Source organism: Streptomyces sp. NPDC052107 (genome assembly GCF_040680215.1).
In the GTDB taxonomy this organism is placed as follows: Bacteria; Actinomycetota; Actinomycetes; order Streptomycetales; family Streptomycetaceae; genus Streptomyces.
The window spans coordinates 214028-232824 of record NZ_JBFAWG010000005.1 but is presented as its reverse complement, the minus strand read 5'-3'; the positions used below and the strand labels follow the sequence as shown (position 1 = coordinate 232824).

The window sequence follows — 18797 nt, the reverse complement described above, 5'->3', positions numbered from 1 at the left end:
GTAAGAAGCTTGCTCTCTTCAGGTAAGAGAAGCTTCTCAGATCACCGGAGGACGGCCCAGCCGGGTCAGCCGCCACACCGTGCGCCAGCGCATCGGGCGGCGGGGGCCGCACGGCGTGGTCCACCCCTCCTTGAAGCCGCCGAACCAGGCCCGCAGGGCCGGGCGGGAGGGACGGCGGACCAGCGTGAGCAGCAGCCAGACCCCGAGGTAGACGGGTACCAGCAGGGCGGGGAGGTTGCGGCGGGCCAGCCACACGCGGTTGCGGGCGACCATGCGGTGGTAGACCGCGTGCCGCGAGGGCGCGGTGGTCGGGTGGTACAGCACCATGTCGGACCGGTAGTCGATCATCCAGCCGGCGTCGAGGGCGCGCCAGGCCAGGTCGGTCTCCTCGTGGGCGTAGAAGAACTCGTCCGGCAGGCCGCCGACCTCGGCGAACACCCGGGTACGGACGGCGTTGGCGCCGCCCAGGAAAGTGGTCACCCGGGAAGAGCGCATCGGGTCGGAGGCGCGCAGCCGGGGCACATGGCGGCGCTGGGTCTCGCCGGTCTCCGGGTCGGCGATGCGGAAGCTGACGATGCCGAGCTCCGGGTCCGAGGCGAAGGCCTCGCGGCACAGCTCGGCGGTGTCGTGACGGGCGAGCAGCCCGTCGTCGTCGAGGAAGAGCACTATGTCGACATCCCGGCCGCCGGGGCCGAAGGCCTCTATGCCGACGTTGCGGCCGCCGGGGATGCCCAGGTTCTCGGGCAGTTCGATCGTCCGTACGCCTTCGGGGACGTCCGGGACGGGCGAGCCGTTGCCGACGACCACCACCTCCACCGGGTCGCCGTCCTGCTTGGCGACCGAGTCGAGCAGGGCCCGCAACTCCTCGGGGCGGTTGCCCATCGTGATGATGACGGCGCCGACCCGCATGGCCGTGCTCACTTCAGCCTGCTGGAGGCGAGGATGGACACCAGGTGCAGCAGGGTCTGCAGCAGGGCGATGGCGGCCAGCACCGCCACACCCAGCCGGGAGAAGAACAGGTCGCCGCGCACCTGGTCGACGATCGCCAGGACCAGGATCAGCAGGGACGCCTCGATGCCGAGGATCAGCCGGTGGAACTTCAGCGCGGCGGCCGCCCGGCGGGCCAGCGCCATGCCGGAGGAGCGCATCTCGGCGGCGGCCTCCTGCACCGGCGGCTTTCCGGCCTGGTGGCGGGCGACGCCGACCAGGTCCGTCTCCGCCTTGATCAGGATGGCGCCGAGCGCGGCCAGGGTGCCGAGGAAGGCCCACAGCCAGTCGATACGGCCGCTCCCCCACAGGTCGGCGGCGCGCAGCCCGAAGCCGGTGAGCACCGCGGCGTCGGTCAGATAGGCGCCGACCCGGTCCAGGTAGACGCCGTTCAGCGAGTACTGCTTCTTCCAGCGGGCGATCTCGCCGTCGACGCAGTCCAGCAACAGGTACATCTGGACGCACACCACGCCGAGCACGGCGCCCGGGATCCCCGGCACCAGGAGTGCCGGGGCCGCGAGCACGCCGAAGACGGTCATCAGGTACGTGAGCTGGTTGGGCGTGACCCTGGTGTTGACCAGGTAGCGGTCGACCCGCAGGGACACCTCACGCATGTAGAGGCGTCCCATCCAGTGCTCACCGCTGCGCCGGTCCTTCACCCCCGCGGGGTGGACGACCGGACGGAGTTCAGCTACCGATGGCCTTGACATAGTCGGCGTAGATGTCCTTGATCTGGTTCGTCTTGAGGTCGAGGTGTTCGAGGATCGTGTAACGGCCGGGGCGGGTCTCCGGGGCGAACTCCACCACGCGCACGAACTCGTCCACGGTGAAGCCGATCTCCTCCGGCAACACCGGGAGCCCGTGCCGGCGCAGCACGCCGGCGGTGTGGACGGCCTCCTCGTGCGCCCCGCGCAGATACATCGCGAAGGCCGCGCCGAGCCCGCACTGCTCGCCGTGGGCGGCAGCCCGCTTGGGGAAGAGCAGGTCGAAGGCGTGGTTGATCTCGTGGCAGGAGCCGGAGGACGGGCGGGAGTCGCCGGAGATCGACATCGAGATGCCGCTGAGCACCAGCGCCTCGGCGAGCACCTGGAGGAAGTCGTTGTCGCCGATGCCGCCCGGGTGGCGCAGCACCGCCTCGCCGGCCTGACGGGCCATGGCCGCGGCGAGACCGTCGATCTTCTCGCCGTTGACCCGGTTCGACAGCTCCCAGTCCGCGACCGCGTTGATGTTGGAGATCGCGTCGCCGATGCCGGCCCGGACGAAACGGGCCGGGGCCTCGCGGATCACGTCCAGGTCGATGACGACCGCTATGGGGTTCGGCACACCGTAGGAGCCGCGTCCGGCGTCGTTGTCGAGCGTCGCGACCGGCGAGCACAGGCCGTCGTGCGCGAGGTTCGTCGGCACGGCGACCAGGGGCAGGCCGACGCGGGCCGACGCGAACTTGGCGCAGTCGATGATCTTGCCGCCACCGAGCCCGACCACCGCGTCGTAGTGGCCGGACTTCATCTCGCCGGCCAGCCGGATCGCGTCGTCGAGGGTGCCGCCGCCGACCTCGTACCAGCTGGCGCCGGGCAGCGAGGGGGCGATGCGCTCGCGCAGCTTCGAGCCGGAGCCGCCGCTGACGGCGACGGCGAGCCGGCCGGACTGGGCGATGCGCTCGTCGGCGAGGACACCGGCCAGGTCGTCCAGGGCACCCGGGCGGATGTCCACGACGACCGGCGAGGGAATCAGCCGGGTCAGTAGTGGCACGCGATCTCCCGTCCCTTGGCGAGGTCGTCGTGGTTGTCGATCTCGACCCACTTGACGTCGCCGATCGGCGCCACGTCGATCCGGAAGCCGCGGCCCACCAGCTCCTGGTACCCGTGCTCGTAGAACTGCTGCGGGTCCGTCTCCCAGACCGTCTTCAGCGCGTCGGCCAGCTCGGGGGCGGCGTCGCCCTCGATCAGGGTGACGCCGATGTACTCGCCGGTGGCCTCGGCGGGGTCCATCAGCTTGGTGATCTTCGTCATGCCCTTCTCGGGGTCGACGACGACCTTCATCTCCTCGTCGGCGAGGTTCTTCACGGTGTCCAGCGCGAGGATGATCTTCTTCCCCCCGCCGCGGGCTGCGAGCAGCGTCTTCTCGACGGAGACCGGGTGCACGGTGTCGCCGTTGGCGAGGATCACGCCGTCCTTGAGGGCGTCACGGCCGCACCACAGGGAGTAGGCGTTGTTCCACTCCTCGGCCTTGTCGTTGTCGATGAGGGTGAGCTTGAGGCCGTACTTCTGCTCCAGGGCCGCCTTGCGCTCGTACACGGCCTCCTTGCGGTAGCCGACGATGATCGCGACCTCGGTCAGGCCGATCTCGGCGAAGTTGCCGAGGGTCAGGTCGAGCACCGTGATCGAGTCCTCTATGCCCGCGGGCCCCACCGGCACCAGCGCCTTGGGCAGGGTGTCGGTGTAGGGGCGCAGACGCCGTCCGGCGCCGGCCGCCAGCACGAGGCCGATCATGCGGGTTCTCCTTCGTCGTGTACGGCTGGGGCCCCGGCGGAGACCCAGAAGCGGATGCTCTCGGCGAGCACCACGAGGGCGACGGCCACGGCGAGGACCGTGAGCGCGACCGTGAACTGCGAGGCGGTGAGCACCGCGGCCAGAACGGTGACGAGCAGCGTCCGCCCCTCGTGCCCGCCGATGACGCGCACCAGCCAGGCCGGGGGCGCTCCGGCGTTGCCGCGGATGCGGTACACCGTGTCGTAGTGATGGTAGGCGACGGCCGCCACCAGGCCGAAAGCCGCAGGAAGGGCACCGTTCACCCCTGCTTTACCGGCGAGGGCGAACACGGTGCCGTACTCGGCGGCCCGGAAGAAGGGCGGGACAAGCCAGTCGAGGGCGCCCTTGAGGGGGCGGGCGACGGCGAGGGCCGAGGTGAGGACGTAGAGCAGGGCGCCGATCACCGGCAGCACCGAGCCGTAGCCGGTGAGGGCGGAGCAGGCGACCACCGCGGCACCGCCCAGGAGCGCGACGGCGGGCACGGCGAGACCCGGCAGGCCCCGCTTGGCGACCTGCTTGACAGCGTCCGCGAGCGGTCCGGAGTCGGCGAGGTCCGCCAGCGCCTGGGCGGCCCGGTCGGAGCGTCGGGCCTTGCGGGTCAGGGAGCGCAGCACGCGGCCCGCCGTGGTGTAGGTCGCGGCGAAGGCACAGCCGATGAGCAGCACGTAGAAGGTGATCCGCGGGGTGGTGGCCGCGGTGAGGACCGCGATCAACGCCCAGCGCTCGCCGATCGGCAGCACGATCATCCGCCGCAGCCACACCGTCCAGCCGACGCTGTCCAGCTTGTCCGAGAACGCGGCGGTGGGGCTGGTGTTGGCGGTGGCGTCGTGGTTGGCCTCGTTGAAGGAGAAGTCGACCACGTGCCGGCAGGTCTGCAGGACCATCGCGCCGAGCGCGAGCGCCCATACGTCGTCATGGCCGCCGCCCCGGGCCGCTCCCAGCGCGAGGCCGGCGTAGTAGGCGTACTCCTTGGCCCGGTCGAAGGTGGCGTCGAGCCAGGCGCCGAGCGTGGAGTACTTCAGGGCGTAGCGGGCGAGCTGGCCGTCGGTGCAGTCCAGCACGAAGGAGGCGATCAGCAGCACGCCGGCCGCTATGAAGCCGCCGCGGGTGCCGGTGGCCGCGCAGCCCGCCGCGATCAGGGCGGTGAGCAGCGAGGCAGTGGTGACCTGGTTCGGGGTCAGGCCGTGCCGGGCGCACCAGCGGGCGATGTAGCGCGAGTAGGGGCTGATGAAGAAGGTGGTGAAGAAGCCGTCGCGGGACTTCACCGCCGACTTCAGGCGTACGGCCTCGTCGTCGACGGCGGCGACGGCCTGCCGTGCCTCGTTGCGGGCCTGGGGGTCGGCGGGGACCGCGGCGACCAGGCTGCCCAGCTCCGGCCGGTGCACCTCGCCGGCGTCGGCGTCGAGGGCGGTGACGACACGGTCGGCGAGGCTGTCCACGGCGAGCGCGGTGCCGCCGCCGACGGAGGTCTCGCGGGCCACGGCCCGGGCCATGGCCTGCCGCGCGGCCGGCTGGGCGGTCACGGCGCCGGGGATCGCGGAGAGCGGGAAGCGCGGGTCGGCCAGGCCGAGACGCAGGGCGTGCCGGTGGCCGACGAAGCGGGCGTCGACCAGGGCCACGCGGTCGCCGGCGGGTGCGGCGGCGAGCAGGGTCTCGGCCTCGGCGGCGTCCGCTGCCACCCGGACGTCGAAGCCGAGCGACCGCAGATCGTTCTCGAGGGACGATCCGGGGACCGGCTGACCGGTGACGATGGCGGTCGACAACCGAACTCACTCCCTGGGTGCCGGCGCGGTGGCGCCGGTCTCTTGCGTGGTGGGGCGCCCTGCCAGCGGCACCCGGGCGGCATGTCGGCAGAGGTTATCGGATGAGCGGGAGCCCTTGTTCACCGGCCGTTCACGGCCCGGTCCACGGGGGCTGCCCCGGCCTTTGCCGCGATCATCATCGGGGATCCGGGGCCCGGCCCACAAACCCGTGGGCACAGACCCGGGCATCCGGGACACCCTGCGCGTCGGGACGGCGGCATAGGGTGAACGACCATGACGTGGCTGATCACCGGCGGAGCCGGATACATCGGGGCGCATGTGGCACGGGCCATGGCAAGCGCCGGGGAGAGCGTCCTGGCGCTGGACGACCTGTCGGCGGCGGTGCCCGCCCGGCTGCCCGCGGACGTCCCACTGGTCGAGGGCTCGACGCTGGACGGGGACCGGTTGAAGCGGGTCTTCGCCGAGTACGACGTCACGGGCGTCGTCCACCTCGCGGCGCGCAAGCAGGTCGCCGAGTCGGTGGCACAGCCCACCCGGTACTACCAGGAGAACGTGGGCGGCCTCGCCACCCTGCTGGACGCGGTCGCCGAGGCGGGGATCGACCGCCTGGTGTTCTCCTCGTCGGCGGCGGTGTACGGCAACCCGGACGTGGACCTGATCACCGAGGACACCCCGTGCGCGCCGGTGAACCCGTACGGCGAGACCAAGCTGGCCGGTGAGTGGCTGGTGCGGGCGGCCGGAAAGGCGCAGGGAATCTCCACGGTGTGCCTGCGCTACTTCAACGTGGCGGGCGCGGTGGCACCGGAACTCGCGGACACCGGCGTGTTCAACGTCGTGCCGATGGTCTTCGACCGGCTCACCCGCGACGAGGCCCCGCGGATCTTCGGTGACGACCATCCGACACCGGACGGCACCTGCATCCGCGACTACATCCATGTGGCCGACCTCGCCGAGGCCCACCTCGCCGCGGTCCGCCGGCTCACCGACGGGGGCCTGTCCGGTGATCTGACGCTGAACATCGGACGGGGCGAGGGTGTCTCGGTGCGCGAGCTGATCACGGTCATCGGCGAGGTCACCGGTGACCGCCGGGATCCGGTGGTGGAGGCGCGCCGGCCGGGGGACGCGCCGCGCGCGGTCGCCTCGGCCGAGCGGGCGGCCGAGCAGCTGGGCTGGCGGGCCCGGCGCGGGGTCCACGAGATGGTCGCCTCGGCCTGGCAGGGCTGGCGGCTGCACCACGGCGGCTGAGCGGAGGACGAACCGAGCAGGAGCCGCACCCATCCTGACCTGCGGAACGTTTCCGCAGGTCAGGGCACATGACAACGGTGTTCAGTGCCGCGTTGCCCCATACCCCCCGCCCGTAGTTCACTGGGCCAAGCCGGACGGATACGGAAGGGCGGATGTCATGGGGGCAGGGCACGACCACGGGCACGCGCACAGCCATGCGCCGCCCACGGGTACGGCCGCGGCAGCGTACCGGGGCCGGCTGCGGATCGCGCTGGGCATCACGCTCACGATCATGGTGGTGGAGATCGTCGGCGGTCTGGTCGCGGACTCACTCGCGCTGATCGCGGACTCGGCGCACATGGCGACCGACGCGGTGGGCCTCGGCATGGCCCTGCTCGCGATCCACTTCGCCAACCGCCCGCCGAGCACCAACCGCACCTTCGGTTTCGCCCGCGCCGAGATTCTCGCCGCCCTGGCCAACTGTGTGCTGCTGCTCGGGGTCGGCGGATACGTCGTGTACGAGGCCGTCCAGCGGTTCGTGACGCCCGCGGAGACCCGCGGCGGCCTGATGATCGTGTTCGGTCTGATCGGCCTGGTCGCGAACTCGGTCTCGTTGACCCTGCTGATGCGCGGGCAGAAGGAGAGCCTGAACGTGCGCGGCGCCTTCCTGGAGGTCGCCGCGGACGCGCTGGGCTCGTTCGCGGTGCTGGTGTCGGCGGCGGTGATCCTGACCACCGGCTGGCAGGGGGCCGACCCGGTCGCCTCGCTGGTCATCGGCGTGATGATCGTGCCGAGGACGCTGAAGCTGCTGCGCGAGACGCTGGACGTGCTGCTGGAGGCGGCCCCGAAGGGCGTCGACATGGCCGAGGTGCGGACGCACATCCTGGCGCTGGACGGCGTGGAGGACGTACACGACCTGCACGCCTGGACGATCACCTCCGGGATGCCGGTGCTGTCGGCGCATGTGGTGGTCCGCTCGGACGTGCTCAGCGCCATCGGCCACGAGAAGCTGCTGCACGAGCTGCAGGGCTGCCTCGGCGACCACTTCGACGTGGAGCACTGCACCTTCCAGCTGGAGCCGAGCGGGCACGCGGAGCACGAGGCGCGACTGTGCCACTGACGGGGCGCGAGGACGCCACGACGAGTCGCACGGGCGTTCGACACCCACCTCGGACGGTTCCGTGATCTCCTGATCGGGCAGATGATCTACCGGGTCCGCCTTCCGGTCCCGCGCCGCGCGCGGACGTGCGGGGAAGTGCCGGGAGTGCCGGATTCGTACGGCAGACTTGGGGTGCGAAGACCGAGGCGAAGGATGGGTATGCCGATCACACCTGCCACCGCGACGCACAGCTCGTCGAATGGCCCCGCAGAGGCGATTTTGCTGGAACTGGTCGACGAGAAGGGTGTGACGATCGGCACGGCGGAGAAGCTCGCCGCGCACCAGCCGCCGGGACAGCTGCACCGCGCGTTCTCGGTGTTCCTCTTCGACGAGCAGGGCCGGCTGCTGCTGCAGCAGCGGGCGCTCGGCAAGTACCACTCCCCCGGTGTGTGGTCCAACACCTGCTGCGGTCACCCGTACCCGGGCGAGGCGCCGTTCGCCGCCGCGGCCCGGCGCACCTTCGAGGAGCTTGGCGTGTCCCCGTCGCTGCTGGCGGAGGCGGGCACGGTCCGCTACAACCACCCGGACCCGGCCTCGGGCCTGGTCGAGCAGGAGTACAACCACCTGTTCGTCGGCCTGGTGCAGTCGTCGCTCGCGCCGGACGCGGAAGAAGTCGCCCAGGCCGCCTTCGTGACGGCCGCCGAGCTGGCCGAGCGGCACGCCCGCGACCCCTTCTCGGCCTGGTTCATGACCGTCCTGGACGCCGCCCGCCCGGCGATCAGGGAGCTGACGGGCCAGTCCGCGGGCTGGTGAGCCGCCCACGGCAACACGGCGGGCCCGCGACGCCACCACAGCGCCGGCGGGCCCTGCGGTGCAGCACCCCCGGGGCCACGGCAGCCTCGCAGGCCTGCGGGCTCACGCACACGGGCGTGCCAGTTCGGCGGTCTCGCCGGCCCGCAGCGCTACGGCAGTCTCGTCGGCCTCGGGGCCATGGCGCTCTCGCCGGCCCGCGGTTCGGCAGGTTCGCGGACCTGCGGTTACATGGCGGCTCGGCGCGGATCTACGGCAGCATCGCGGGCTTGAGCGGAAGGGCGGCCCAGATGACCTTGCCGCCGCTCGCGGTGTGCTCCACGTCCACCGTCCCGCCCGCCTCCCGCGCCACCTCGCGGACCAGGAGCAGGCCCCGGCCGCCGGTCTGGCCGTGGTCGGCCTCCAGGGCGGTCGGACGGTAGGGGTGGTTGTCCTCCACGGACACCCGCACCCACTCGGCTCCGACGGCGACCTCCACGGCCAGCATCGGCGACAGCAGCGCCGCGTGCCGGACCGCGTTGGTGACCAGCTCGGAGACGATCAGCAGCAGGCCGTACACCAGCTCGTCGGAGACCGGCACGCCCTGGCGCAGTAGCAGGTCCCGCACGGCATGCCGGGCCTGCGGGACCGAGGCGTCCACCGCGGCGGCGGTGAACCGCCAGACACCTTCGTACGGCAGTGGATCGGGCAGCCGCTCGGCGCCCCCCGCTGGGCGCGGCCCGTCCCCGCGCCCGTGGTTGTCCATCGTCCGGTCGCCACCCTTGCGCTCGATTGTCACCACACGTCGAGTGTTGGTAACGATCCGCTCCGGTCCGCGGGACTGAACACAAGTCAGCGGGTATCGAACGCTTTCTGACCGAGTGCGTATGACACGGTCAGGTGTGGGACTGTTCCTGTCGCCCGGACGCCCGGTTCGCTAACTAGTCGGGTCGTACGTGTTTGGGCTGTCCCTGCTCCGAGACGAGCCCGACGACACGGCGCCCGCTGTAACCGGTGGCCACGAGGCCGAGGCCGTCGAAGAGCAGGGCGAGCGAGAAGAAGGCCCCGATGACGTACTGACTGCTGCTCGGCCAGGAGCCGAGGACCAGGATCCCGAGCAGCAGGTCGAAGGCGCCGAGCAGCAGCGTCCAGCCCAGCTGCGGTCCGCGCACCACCAGGCCACCGACCAGCCGGAACAGGCCCGCGGAGAGGAACAGCAGCGCGGCGAACATGGTGAGCGCGGCGGCCGCGGCGTGCGGCAGGCGGATGACGACGACGCCGGCCGCGATGTTCAGAGCGGCGACGACGACACCGAGCCAGAAGAAGCTGGTGCCTCGGGCCTGGATGGCGTGCAGCAGACCGACGATCCCGCCGATCAGCAGCAGCCAGCCGAACAGCAGCATCGAGGTGAGCGTGGCGGCCGCGGTGTAGATGAGTCCGACGATCCCGGCGAGCACGAGGAGCACGCCGAGGCCGGTGAGCCAGCTGAAGCCGCGGTGGAGTTTCGTCGCGCTGTCTCTGCGTGTGCGGGCCCTGGCCATCGCCACCTCCTCGGTCCACGCTCCCTGCCACCCACTCCCTTTTTGTCCCCATTAAGTGGCTTTCGTAACGCGCCGCATCTGCCGACCCGCACCCCCCGTACCAGCCGGAGCCCCCGATACGATCCGCGCATGGAGCCCCAGCTGTCGCACCGCGTCGAAGGCGCTGTCGCCACCGTCGTCATCCGCAACCCGGCCAAGCGCAACGCCATGACCGCCGCGATGTGGCGGACCCTGCCGCCGCTCCTGGACGAGTTGGCGCGCGACCCCGGCGTACGGGCGCTGGTGCTCACCGGCGAGGGCGGGACCTTCTGCGCGGGCGCGGACATCAGCACGCTCCAGGGCTCCCCGGAAGAGGCGCAACGGCTCGCGGTGGCGGCCGAGGAGGCGCTCGCCGCGTTCCCCAAGCCGACCGTGGCCGCCGTGCGCGGGCACTGCGTGGGCGGCGGGGCACAGCTCGCCGCGGCCTGCGATCTCCGCCTGGCGGAGGAGGGCGCGCTGTTCGGGGTGACTCCGGCGCGGCTCGGCATCGTCTATCCGGCCTCCTCGACCCGCCGGCTGGTGTCGCTCGTGGGTCCGGCCACCGCCAAGTACCTGTTGTTCACGGCCGAGTTGATCGACGCGGGGCGGGCGCTCGGCACCGGGCTGGTGGACGAGGTGCTGCCGGAGGGCGAACTGGGCAAGCGGGTCGCGGAGTTGGCCCGGGTCCTGGTCTCCCGCTCGCAGCTCACCCAGGCCGCCGCGAAGGAGTTCGCGGGCGGCCGTACCGACCGGGACGCCCACTGGGCTGAACAGGCCCGTGGCAACCCCGACACCGTGGAAGGGGTCGCCGCGTTCCTGGAGCGCCGGCAGCCGCGGTTCACGTGGAGCGGGTCTACGTCAGACTGAACCGGCCGCCCGTGCGGAGCTCCTCGACGAGGTGCGCGGGCGCTTTGTGCGGCGCACCCGCGTCGTAGGGGGGCTGGGGGTCGTACTCGGTCCACAGCTGGACGGCCTGGGCGTGTTCGTCGCCGGCGATCCTGCCGACCAGGGTGAGGGCCATGTCGAGACCGGCGGACACCCCGGCCGCGGTGACGTACTTGCCGTCGGTGACGACCCGGCCGCCCGTCGGTTCGGCGCCGAACTCCTTCAGCAGATCCAGGACGGCCCAGTGGCTGGTCGCGCGGCGGTCGCGCAGCAGCCCCGCGGCGGCGAGCAGCAGCGAGCCCGAACAGACCGAGGTCGTCCAGGTGCTCGTCGCGTCGGCCGCGCGCAGCCAGTTCAGCAGGGCCGGGTTCTCCAGCTGGACCACGGTGCCGGGTCCTCCCGAGACCACGAGAAGGTCGGGGCTGGGCAGCTCGTCGAGAGCCTCGTCGGCGGTGACGGCGAGAAAGCCGGTATCGGTACGGACGGGACCGGTGCGCTCGGCGACGAACACGGTCTGGGCACCGGGGAGGCGGGAGAGGATCTCGTACGGGCCCACGGCGTCGAGCGCGGTGAACCGGTCGTAGACGACGATGGCGACCTGCATGGGGTGTCCCTTCATGGTGTTTTCCCTTGGGGCGGGCGGGTGATGGCGGGCAGCACGGGTGGCCGGCGACGGACGACAGCGGGGGATGGCGAGGCGGACGCGTCAGTGGGCGCAGCCGGGCAGGTGGGTGGGTCTGGGGCTCCAGTGGGCGGTAAGCGCGTAGTTGCGGGCCTCGAGTGGGCGGTTACGGCTCTCGGTGGGTGACGGCGGGCCGAGCCGCCGGTCGCGGGGCGCAGGGGACGACAGCTGCCGGAGGCGACGACGACGGGGCTCGGTGGACTTACGGCTGCCGGAAGCAGCAGTGGTGGGGCTCAGTGGACGCAGGCAGGCCGGACCACCCGTGGGCCAGGGCTCAGGGGGCCATGGCCGGGCGGAAGCGGCGGCGGTACTCGGCCGGGGCCGTACCGAGGGTCTTGACGAAGGCGCGGCGCATGGCCTCGGGGGTGCCGTAGCCGCTGGCGCGGGCGACCTCCTCGATGTTGTCGGCGGTGTCCTCCAGCAGGCGGCGGGCGTGTTCCAGGCGGACCCGGTCGACGTAGCGGCCGGGTGTCATGCCGGTCTCCTCGCGGAACGCGCGCGCGAAGTGGCGCGGTGAAAGGCGGGCCCGGGCGGCGAGCGCGTCGACCGTCAGGTCGCCCGCCGGATGCTCGGTGACCCAGCGCTGGACCTCCCGCAGCGGTGCGCGCTGCGCGGTCTGCGCGGCGAGCTGGGCACTGAACTGCGCCTGGTTGCCGGGGCGGCGCAGGAAGACCACCAGGTGCCGGGCGACCGCGAGCGCCACGTCCCGGTCCAGGTCCTCCTCGACCAGGGCCAGGGCCAGGTCGATGCCGGAGGTCACCCCGGCCGAGGTGGCGACGTGCCCGTCCCGGACGTAGATCGGCTCCGGATCCACGGCGACGGCCGGGTGATCGCGGGCGAGTTTGTCGCAGTAGGCCCAGTGGGTCGTCGCCCGGCGGCCGTCGAGGAGACCGGCGGCGGCGACCGGGATGGCGCCCGTGCACACCGAGACGAGCCGCGGGACGCCTGGTCCGCGGGCGCGCAGCCAGTCGATCAGCCGGGGGTCGGGGTGGCGCGTGCCCTCGCCGCCGGGCACCAGCAGGGTGTGCGGGTCGGCGGCGGTGGTGAGCGCCTCGTCGGGTACGAGAGTCAGGCCGCTGGAGGTGCGTACCGGGCCGCCGTCCAGGGAGGCCGTACGGACCCGGTAGGTGCCCGGCGTGTGCTTCTCGGCGCCCGCGAACACCTCGAGCGGCCCGGTGACGTCGAGGCTCTGGACGCCGTCGAAGAGGACGAAGAGGACGGTTCGCTGCGCCATGCCCTCGATTCTTCGCCCCCGGCGGCGTGGCTGCAATGACGTGTTTCCCACCTTTTCTGCCAGGGGCGGCGGCGGCGCGGCGCATGGGCGGGCGGCGTCCGAGGTACCCGGTGACGCACAGCGGATCCGGTCAGGACGGACAGCGGATCCGGTCGGAAAGGGGATATTCCGTGTTCAGTGCCCTCGCAGACATACTGCGCCAGACCGGCGGGGCCGTCGCCACAGTGGTCACGCTGCCGTTCCGGGCGCTCGCCCGGCTGTTCGGCGGGGCCTCGTTCACCGCGCGCGGGAGCCGGGCCTGAGAAACGGCCCGGCGGCCCGGCGGCCCGCCGAGGTGCCGCCCTGATCCCCGGTTGTCGGTGTCACCTGCCACAATTGCCGCGCAACCTCAGTGGAGAAGGCGGTACGGGATCGTGACGACACCCGGATCCATCGGAGCGGGATCCATCGAAGGCAGGATCGCCGAGGAACTCGGCGTACGGGAGCGGCAGGTGAAGGCCGCGGTGGAACTGCTCGACGGCGGTTCGACGGTGCCCTTCATCGCCCGCTACCGCAAGGAAGCGACCGAGATGCTCGACGACGCGCAGCTGCGCACGCTCGAGGAGCGGCTGCGCTACCTGCGGGAGCTGGAGGAGCGGCGGACCGCGATCCTGGAGTCGGTGCGCGAACAGGGCAAGCTGACCGAGGAGCTGGAGGCCCGCATCCGCGGCGCCGAGACCAAGGCGCGGCTGGAGGACATCTACCTCCCGTACAAGCCCAAGCGGCGCACCAAGGCGCAGATCGCGCGCGAGGCGGGTCTGGAGCCGCTGGCGGAGGGCCTGCTGGGCGACCCGACGGTGGAGCCGCTGGCGGCGGCCGCCGCGTTCGTGGACGCCGACAAGGGCGTCGCCGACCCGCAGGCCGCGCTGGAGGGCGCGCGGGCGATCCTCACCGAGCGGTTCTCGGAGGACGCCGACCTGATCGGCGAGCTGCGCGAGCGCATGTGGGTGCGCGGACGGCTGGCCGCGAAGGTGCGGGAGGGCAAGGAGGAGGCGGGCGCGAAGTTCGCCGACTACTTCGACTTCGCCGAGCCGTTCACCGAGCTGCCCTCGCACCGCATCCTGGCGATGCTGCGCGGCGAGAAGGAGGAAGTCCTGGACCTCGTCCTGGAGCCGGAGGAGCCGACTGGGTCCTCATCGGCTCCCTCGTCGTACGAGGGCATCGTCGCGAACCGGTTCGGGGTCGCCGACCGGGGCCGGCCCGCCGACAAGTGGCTGGCGGACACGGTCCGCTGGGCCTGGCGCACCCGCATCCTCGTCCACCTCGGCATCGACCTGCGCCTCAGGCTGCGGACGGCCGCCGAGGACGAGGCGGTGAACGTGTTCGCGGCGAACCTGCGCGACCTGCTGCTGGCCGCCCCGGCCGGCACGCGCGCGACACTGGGCCTGGACCCCGGTTTCCGTACGGGTGTGAAGGTCGCCGTGGTCGACGCGACCGGCAAGGTCGTCGCCACGGACGTGATCTACCCGCACGTCCCGGCCAACAAGTGGGACGAGGCCCTCGCCAAGCTGGCCCGGCTCGCGAAGGAGCACGCGGTCGAGCTGATCGCGATCGGCAACGGCACGGCCTCCCGCGAGACCGACAAGCTCGCCGGTGACCTGATCACCAAGCACCCGGAGTTGAAGCTCACCAAGGTGATGGTGTCCGAGGCGGGCGCGTCGGTGTACTCGGCGTCGCAGTACGCCTCGCAGGAGCTGCCGGACATGGACGTGTCGCTGCGCGGCGCGGTCTCCATCGCCCGTCGGCTGCAGGACCCGCTGGCCGAGCTGGTGAAGATCGACCCGAAGTCCATCGGCGTCGGCCAGTACCAGCACGACCTGTCCGAGGTGAAGCTGTCCCGCTCGCTGGACGCGGTCGTGGAGGACTGTGTGAACGGCGTCGGTGTGGACGTCAACACCGCGTCCGTGCCGCTCCTGTCGCGGGTGTCGGGCATCTCCTCCGGTCTCGCCGAGAACATCGTGGCGCACCGGGATGCCAACGGCCCGTTCCAGTCCCGGTCCGAGCTGAAGAAGGTGGCGCGGCTCGGCCCGAAGGCGTACGAACAGTGCGCGGGCTTCCTGCGCATCCGCGGCGGCGACGACCCACTGGACGCCTCCAGCGTGCACCCGGAGGCCTACCCGGTGGTCCGCCGCATGGTGAAGACCACCGGCCAGGAGGTCGCCTCCCTCATCGGCAACACCGGCGTGCTGCGCTCGATGCGGCCCGCCGACTTCGTGGACGACACGTTCGGTCTGCCGACCGTGACGGACATCCTGAAGGAGCTGGAGAAGCCGGGCCGCGACCCGCGTCCCGCGTTCAAGACGGCCACCTTCAAGGAGGGCGTGGAGAAGATCTCCGACCTGTCCCCCGGGATGATCCTGGAGGGCGTGGTGACGAACGTGGCCGCGTTCGGCGCGTTCGTGGACGTCGGCGTCCACCAGGACGGCCTGGTGCACGTCTCGGCGATGTCCAAGACGTTCGTCAAGGACCCGCGCGATGTCGCCAAGCCCGGCGACATCGTCAAGGTGAAGGTCCTCGACGTAGACATCCCGCGCAAGCGGATCGCGCTTACCCTGCGCCTGGACGACGAGGCCGCACCGCAGGGGCAGGGCGGCGGCCGGCAGCAGCGCGGTGGCGGCGCCCGGCCGCCCCAGCAGCGACAGGGCCAGCGTCAGGGCCGCGGTGGCGAACGGGGCGGGCGCCAGGCGCCGCCGCCGCCGGCCAACAGCGCCATGGCCGACGCGTTGCGGCGGGCCGGTCTGCTGGATCCGAAGAAGCGCTGACGAGTGGGGTCCGGGCCGGGCGAGTCGATCGCCCGGCCCGGGCCTGCAAAACCGGGTGCCCGGAGATCACCTGGTTGCCAGACTCACGCCATGACCGTCACGGACCCCAAACACGACCTCCAGGTGTATCTCCAGGACGCCCGCGACGTCCTCCTGTGGAAGCTGGAGGGCCTGTCCGAGTACGACGTCCGGCGCCCCCTGACCCCGACGGGGACCAATCTGCTGGGGCTGGTCAAGCACCTCACCGGCGCCGAAGCCCTGTACTTCGGCGCGACCTACGGCCGGCCCTTCGACGCAACGCCCGTGTGGTGCACCGGAGACGCGGAACCCAACGCCGACCTGTGGGCCCGGGCGGACGAGAGCCGCCAGGACATCGTCGGCCGGTACCGCGCGGCCTGGGCGCACTCCGACGAGACCATCGCCTCACTGCCCCTGGACGCGGTCGGCCGCATACCCGGGGACAAGGGCAGGGAGGTGACGCTGCACCACAGCCTCACCCACATGATCGCCGAGACCCAGCGGCACGCCGGACACGCCGACATCGTCCGGGAGTTGATCGACGGGGCGACGGGGCAGCGGCCGGACGGCGCCAACATGGCGCCCGGGGACCGAGCCGCTTGGGCGGCGCACCGGGAGCGGGTGCAGCGGGCGGCCGAAAAGGCTTGACGGAAAAGTCTGTTGAGAGAACGGTCGGATCACTACTATTCGATCGGTTTCGACTTCTGCCCTGTTTCCGGGCGAAAACTCATCCTTATGGGGACACATGTTCAGACGTTCCGCCGTCGCGGCCCTGTCGGGCGCGCTGGCACTGTCGGCCCTCACCGTGACGGCCGCCCGGGCCGACTCCGGCGACGGAGACACCCAGGTCCTCCTGGCCGTCGTCAACGGCGGCGAGCCGGTCGTGCTGGGCGCGATGACGAAGAAGACGGTCACGCTCAGCATCAGCGCGAGCGACGACTCCGGGATCAAGGACGCCTACGGCTTCCTCTACCACGGCTCGTTCGACAATCCCGACGGCTCCGCCGGCCCCGGTTCCGACACTCCGCTGACCTGCACCCCGGTCGCCGGAAGCAGCACCACGTCCACCTGCACCGCCAGCATCACCATCGACCCGAACGCGATGCTCATCAACGCCAACGCCGGTACCTGGCACATCTGGACGTCCGTGGACGCCAACGACTTCGACTACGTCAACACGGAGAACGCGGGCACCTTCCTGATGAAGCGTGCCGCCAGGCTGACCGTCGACGCCTCCCCCGAGCCGGTGGCCGCGGGTGCCACGATCACCGTCAAGGGCGCGCTGACCCGCGCCAACTGGGGCAAGGGCGGCACCTACAGCGGGTACGCGGGCCAGTCGGTGAAGCTGCAGTTCCGCAAGGCCGGCGCCACGACGTACACCACCGTGAAGACGGTGACCAGCGGCACCGACGGCCTCCTCAAGACCACGGCGACGGCCACCGCGGACGGCTACTGGCGCTGGAGCTTCGCCGGGACCGGCACGACCGGGCCGGCCAAGGCCTCCGGCGACTACGTGGACGTCACCACGGGCTGACCCGGCGGGCCCTAACGCTCCGTCACCTTCCCCGCCGCCACCTCCAGGCGGCGGGTCACCCGGACCGCGTCCAGCATGCGACGGTCGTGGGTGACCAGGAGCAGGGTGCCCTCGTAGGAGTCGAGCGCGGACTCCAGCTGTTCGATGGCGGGCAGGTCGAGATGGTTCGTCGGCTCGTCCAGGACGAGGAGGTTCACTCCCCGGCCCTGGAGCAACGCCAGTGCGGCGCGCGTGCGTTCGCCCGGGGAGAGGGTCGCGGCCGGGCGCAGGACGTGGTCGGACTTCAGGCCGAACTTGGCGAGCAGGGTGCGGACCTCGACCGGCTCGGTGTCGGGGACGGCCGCGCGGAACGCGTCCAGCAGGGACTCGGGGCCGTGGAAGAGCTTGCGGGCCTGGTCGACCTCGCCGACCAGGACGCCCGAGCCGAGCGCCGCGTGCCCCGAGTCGAGCGGGACACGGCCGAGCAGCGCGCCGAGCAGGGTGGACTTGCCGGCGCCGTTGGCGCCGGTGACCGCGACCCGGTCCGCCCAGTCGATCTGCAGGGACACCGGTCCGAAGGTGAAGTCGCCGCGCCGGACCTCCGCGTCCCGCAAGGTCGACACGACGGCACCGGAGCGCGGGGCGGACGCGATCTCCATGCGCAGTTCCCACTCCTTGCGCGGCTCCTCCACCACCTCCAGGCGCTCGATCATACGCTGGGTCTGCCGCGCCTTGGCCGCCTGCTTCTCGCTGGCCTCGCTGCGGAACTTGCGGCCGATCTTGTCGTTGTCGTTGCCGGCCTTGCGCCGGGCGTTCTTCACGCCCTTGTCCATCCAGGCCCGCTGCATCTGCGCGCGGTCCTGGAGGGCGGCCTTCTTGTCGGCGTACTCCTCGTAGTCCTCGCGCGCGTGCAGCCGGGCCACCTCGCGCTCCTCCAGATAGCCCGCGTAGCCGCCGCCGTAGAGGTTGATCTGCCGCTGCGCCAGGTCGAGTTCCAGGACCTTGGTGACCGTGCGGGTGAGGAACTCGCGGTCGTGGCTGACGACGACCGTGCCGGCGCGCAGGCCGGCGACGAAGCGTTCCAGGCGCTCCAGGCCGTCGAGGTCGAGGTCGTTGGTGGGCTCGTCCAGGAGGAAGACGTCGTAGCGGGACAGCAGCAGCGAGGCGAGCCCGGCGCGGGCCGCCTGGCCGCCGGACAGCGCGGTCATCGGCTGGTCCAGGTCCACGGCGAGACCGAGCGAGTCGGCGATTTCCTCCGCGCGCTCCTCCAGATCGGCGCCGCCGAGGCCGAGCCAGCGCTCCAGCGCGGTCGCATAGGCGTCGTCGGCGCCGGGTGACCCGTCCACGAGTGCCTGAGTGGCCTCGTCCATGACGCGCTGGGCCTCGGCGACACCCGTACGACGGGCCAGGAACTCACGGACGGTCTCGCCCGGCCTGCGCTCCGGCTCCTGCGGCAGATGACCGACGGTCGCGGTCGGCGGGGACAGCCGCAGCTCGCCCCGTTCGGGCGGGGTGAGTCCGGCGAGCAGCCTCAGCAGAGTGGACTTGCCCGCGCCGTTGGCACCGACCAGACCGATCACGTCGCCGGGCGCGACGACGAGGTCCAGCCCGGAGAAGAGGGAACGGTCGCCGTGCCCGGCGGCGAGGTTCTTGGCGACGAGGGTGGCAGTCATCAGGAAGCCGATCCTAATGGGCCCGGCACCCGCGTCTCAGCC

General features: G+C 71.8%; 18 protein-coding genes. 8 read left to right on the top strand and 10 right to left on the bottom strand.

Annotation, left to right across the window (positions count from 1 at the left end; genetic code table 11):
• Positions 1–36: 36 nt before the first annotated feature.
• From AB0M27_RS07915 to AB0M27_RS07895, 5 genes are read right to left on the bottom strand one after another with little or no spacing between them, the layout of a single operon-like run.
• Positions 37–909, bottom strand: coding sequence for a glycosyltransferase family 2 protein (locus AB0M27_RS07915; protein ID WP_365719218.1), 873 nt, complete (start codon positions 907–909; stop codon positions 37–39).
• A gap of 8 nt (positions 910–917) precedes the next feature.
• Entirely contained in the window at positions 918–1697 is a 780-nt protein-coding gene (locus AB0M27_RS07910) for a CDP-alcohol phosphatidyltransferase family protein (RefSeq protein ID WP_365719093.1), read from the bottom strand.
• Positions 1675–2736 carry an iron-containing alcohol dehydrogenase family protein gene (locus tag AB0M27_RS07905; RefSeq protein WP_365719091.1) on the bottom strand — a complete coding sequence of 354 codons (1062 nt, stop codon included), beginning with the start codon at positions 2734–2736 and terminating at the stop codon, positions 1675–1677. Before AB0M27_RS07905 ends, AB0M27_RS07910 begins: the two co-directional genes overlap by 23 nt.
• Positions 2724–3476: a phosphocholine cytidylyltransferase family protein gene (locus tag AB0M27_RS07900; protein ID WP_365719089.1), complete on the bottom strand. Its 753-nt coding sequence runs from the start codon at positions 3474–3476 to the stop codon at positions 2724–2726. The genes AB0M27_RS07905 and AB0M27_RS07900 overlap by 13 nt, the downstream gene beginning before the upstream one ends.
• Positions 3473–5278: a DUF5941 domain-containing protein gene (locus tag AB0M27_RS07895; RefSeq protein WP_365719087.1), complete on the bottom strand. Its 1806-nt coding sequence runs from the start codon at positions 5276–5278 to the stop codon at positions 3473–3475. The genes AB0M27_RS07900 and AB0M27_RS07895 overlap by 4 nt, the downstream gene beginning before the upstream one ends.
• Before the next feature lie 273 nt (positions 5279–5551).
• Here AB0M27_RS07895 and galE point away from each other — a divergent pair, with 273 nt between their 5' ends.
• The 3 genes from galE (at position 5552) to idi (ending at position 8414) form a co-directional block, all read left to right on the top strand.
• Positions 5552–6523 (top strand): UDP-glucose 4-epimerase GalE, encoded by a 972-nt coding sequence (galE, locus tag AB0M27_RS07890; protein WP_365719085.1) that lies wholly within the window; start codon positions 5552–5554, stop codon positions 6521–6523.
• 157 nt (positions 6524–6680) lie between these two features.
• Positions 6681–7622 (top strand): cation diffusion facilitator family transporter, encoded by a 942-nt coding sequence (locus AB0M27_RS07885; RefSeq protein WP_365719083.1) that lies wholly within the window; start codon positions 6681–6683, stop codon positions 7620–7622.
• A gap of 198 nt (positions 7623–7820) precedes the next feature.
• Positions 7821–8414 carry an isopentenyl-diphosphate Delta-isomerase gene (gene idi, locus AB0M27_RS07880; RefSeq protein ID WP_365719081.1) on the top strand — a complete coding sequence of 198 codons (594 nt, stop codon included), beginning with the start codon at positions 7821–7823 and terminating at the stop codon, positions 8412–8414.
• Positions 8415–8661: 247 nt separating this feature from the next.
• Here idi and AB0M27_RS07875 read toward each other — a convergent pair whose 3' ends face one another.
• Entirely contained in the window at positions 8662–9156 is a 495-nt protein-coding gene (locus AB0M27_RS07875) for an ATP-binding protein (protein WP_365719216.1), read from the bottom strand.
• A 175-nt stretch (positions 9157–9331) separates the two neighbouring features.
• Positions 9332–9931: a DUF308 domain-containing protein gene (locus tag AB0M27_RS07870; RefSeq protein ID WP_365719079.1), complete on the bottom strand. Its 600-nt coding sequence runs from the start codon at positions 9929–9931 to the stop codon at positions 9332–9334.
• Between the two features lie 129 nt (positions 9932–10060).
• On the opposite strand from AB0M27_RS07870, the gene AB0M27_RS07865 reads away from it, so the two are divergent.
• On the top strand, positions 10061–10816 hold the full coding sequence (locus AB0M27_RS07865; protein WP_365719077.1) for an enoyl-CoA hydratase/isomerase family protein: 756 nt from the start codon (positions 10061–10063) through the stop codon (positions 10814–10816).
• Here the strand turns inward: AB0M27_RS07865 and AB0M27_RS07860 are convergent.
• Both AB0M27_RS07860 and AB0M27_RS07855 read right to left on the bottom strand, forming a co-directional pair.
• Complete coding sequence (locus tag AB0M27_RS07860; RefSeq protein ID WP_365719214.1) at positions 10803–11438, bottom strand: DJ-1/PfpI family protein; 636 nt, start codon at positions 11436–11438, stop codon at positions 10803–10805. The genes AB0M27_RS07865 and AB0M27_RS07860 overlap by 14 nt on opposite strands.
• A 352-nt stretch (positions 11439–11790) precedes the next feature.
• Entirely contained in the window at positions 11791–12750 is a 960-nt protein-coding gene (locus AB0M27_RS07855) for a GlxA family transcriptional regulator (protein ID WP_365719075.1), read from the bottom strand.
• 170 nt (positions 12751–12920) lie between these two features.
• On the opposite strand from AB0M27_RS07855, the gene AB0M27_RS07850 reads away from it, so the two are divergent.
• The 4 genes from AB0M27_RS07850 (at position 12921) to AB0M27_RS07835 (ending at position 17103) form a co-directional block, all read left to right on the top strand.
• The gene (locus AB0M27_RS07850; RefSeq protein WP_365719073.1) at positions 12921–13052 is read left to right on the top strand and encodes an LPFR motif small protein; all 132 of its coding nucleotides are present in this window, start codon (positions 12921–12923) and stop codon (positions 13050–13052) included.
• Between the two features lie 111 nt (positions 13053–13163).
• Entirely contained in the window at positions 13164–15551 is a 2388-nt protein-coding gene (locus AB0M27_RS07845) for a Tex family protein (RefSeq protein ID WP_365719071.1), read from the top strand.
• A 90-nt stretch (positions 15552–15641) separates the two neighbouring features.
• A complete protein-coding gene (locus tag AB0M27_RS07840) occupies positions 15642–16217 on the top strand; it encodes a DinB family protein (protein WP_365719069.1) in 576 nt (191 codons plus the stop codon).
• Positions 16218–16314: 97 nt separating this feature from the next.
• Complete coding sequence (locus AB0M27_RS07835; protein ID WP_365719067.1) at positions 16315–17103, top strand: calcium-binding protein; 789 nt, start codon at positions 16315–16317, stop codon at positions 17101–17103.
• An 11-nt stretch (positions 17104–17114) separates the two neighbouring features.
• Here the strand turns inward: AB0M27_RS07835 and AB0M27_RS07830 are convergent, their stop codons facing one another.
• Complete coding sequence (locus AB0M27_RS07830) at positions 17115–18755, bottom strand: ABC-F family ATP-binding cassette domain-containing protein (protein WP_365719065.1); 1641 nt, start codon at positions 18753–18755, stop codon at positions 17115–17117.
• Between the last annotated feature and the right edge of the window lie 42 nt (positions 18756–18797).

Bases quoted from the DNA above. Each gene is read 5' to 3' on its own strand.
- AB0M27_RS07865 (WP_365719077.1), top strand. From the start codon at position 10,061: ATGGAGCCCCAGCTGTCGCACCGCGTCGAAGGCGCTGTCGCCACCGTC.
- AB0M27_RS07885 (WP_365719083.1), top strand. From the start codon at position 6,681: ATGGGGGCAGGGCACGACCACGGGCACGCGCACAGCCATGCGCCGCCC.
- AB0M27_RS07875 (WP_365719216.1), bottom strand. From the start codon at position 9,156: ATGGACAACCACGGGCGCGGGGACGGGCCGCGCCCAGCGGGGGGCGCC.
- AB0M27_RS07900 (WP_365719089.1), bottom strand. From the start codon at position 3,476: ATGATCGGCCTCGTGCTGGCGGCCGGCGCCGGACGGCGTCTGCGCCCC.
- AB0M27_RS07835 (WP_365719067.1), top strand. From the start codon at position 16,315: ATGTTCAGACGTTCCGCCGTCGCGGCCCTGTCGGGCGCGCTGGCACTG.
- AB0M27_RS07915 (WP_365719218.1), bottom strand. From the start codon at position 909: ATGCGGGTCGGCGCCGTCATCATCACGATGGGCAACCGCCCCGAGGAG.
- AB0M27_RS07840 (WP_365719069.1), top strand. From the start codon at position 15,642: ATGACCGTCACGGACCCCAAACACGACCTCCAGGTGTATCTCCAGGAC.
- AB0M27_RS07855 (WP_365719075.1), bottom strand. From the start codon at position 12,750: ATGGCGCAGCGAACCGTCCTCTTCGTCCTCTTCGACGGCGTCCAGAGC.
- idi (WP_365719081.1), top strand. From the start codon at position 7,821: ATGCCGATCACACCTGCCACCGCGACGCACAGCTCGTCGAATGGCCCC.
- AB0M27_RS07910 (WP_365719093.1), bottom strand. From the start codon at position 1,697: ATGTCAAGGCCATCGGTAGCTGAACTCCGTCCGGTCGTCCACCCCGCG.
- galE (WP_365719085.1), top strand. From the start codon at position 5,552: ATGACGTGGCTGATCACCGGCGGAGCCGGATACATCGGGGCGCATGTG.
- AB0M27_RS07830 (WP_365719065.1), bottom strand. From the start codon at position 18,755: ATGACTGCCACCCTCGTCGCCAAGAACCTCGCCGCCGGGCACGGCGAC.
- AB0M27_RS07860 (WP_365719214.1), bottom strand. From the start codon at position 11,438: ATGCAGGTCGCCATCGTCGTCTACGACCGGTTCACCGCGCTCGACGCC.
- AB0M27_RS07870 (WP_365719079.1), bottom strand. From the start codon at position 9,931: ATGGCCAGGGCCCGCACACGCAGAGACAGCGCGACGAAACTCCACCGC.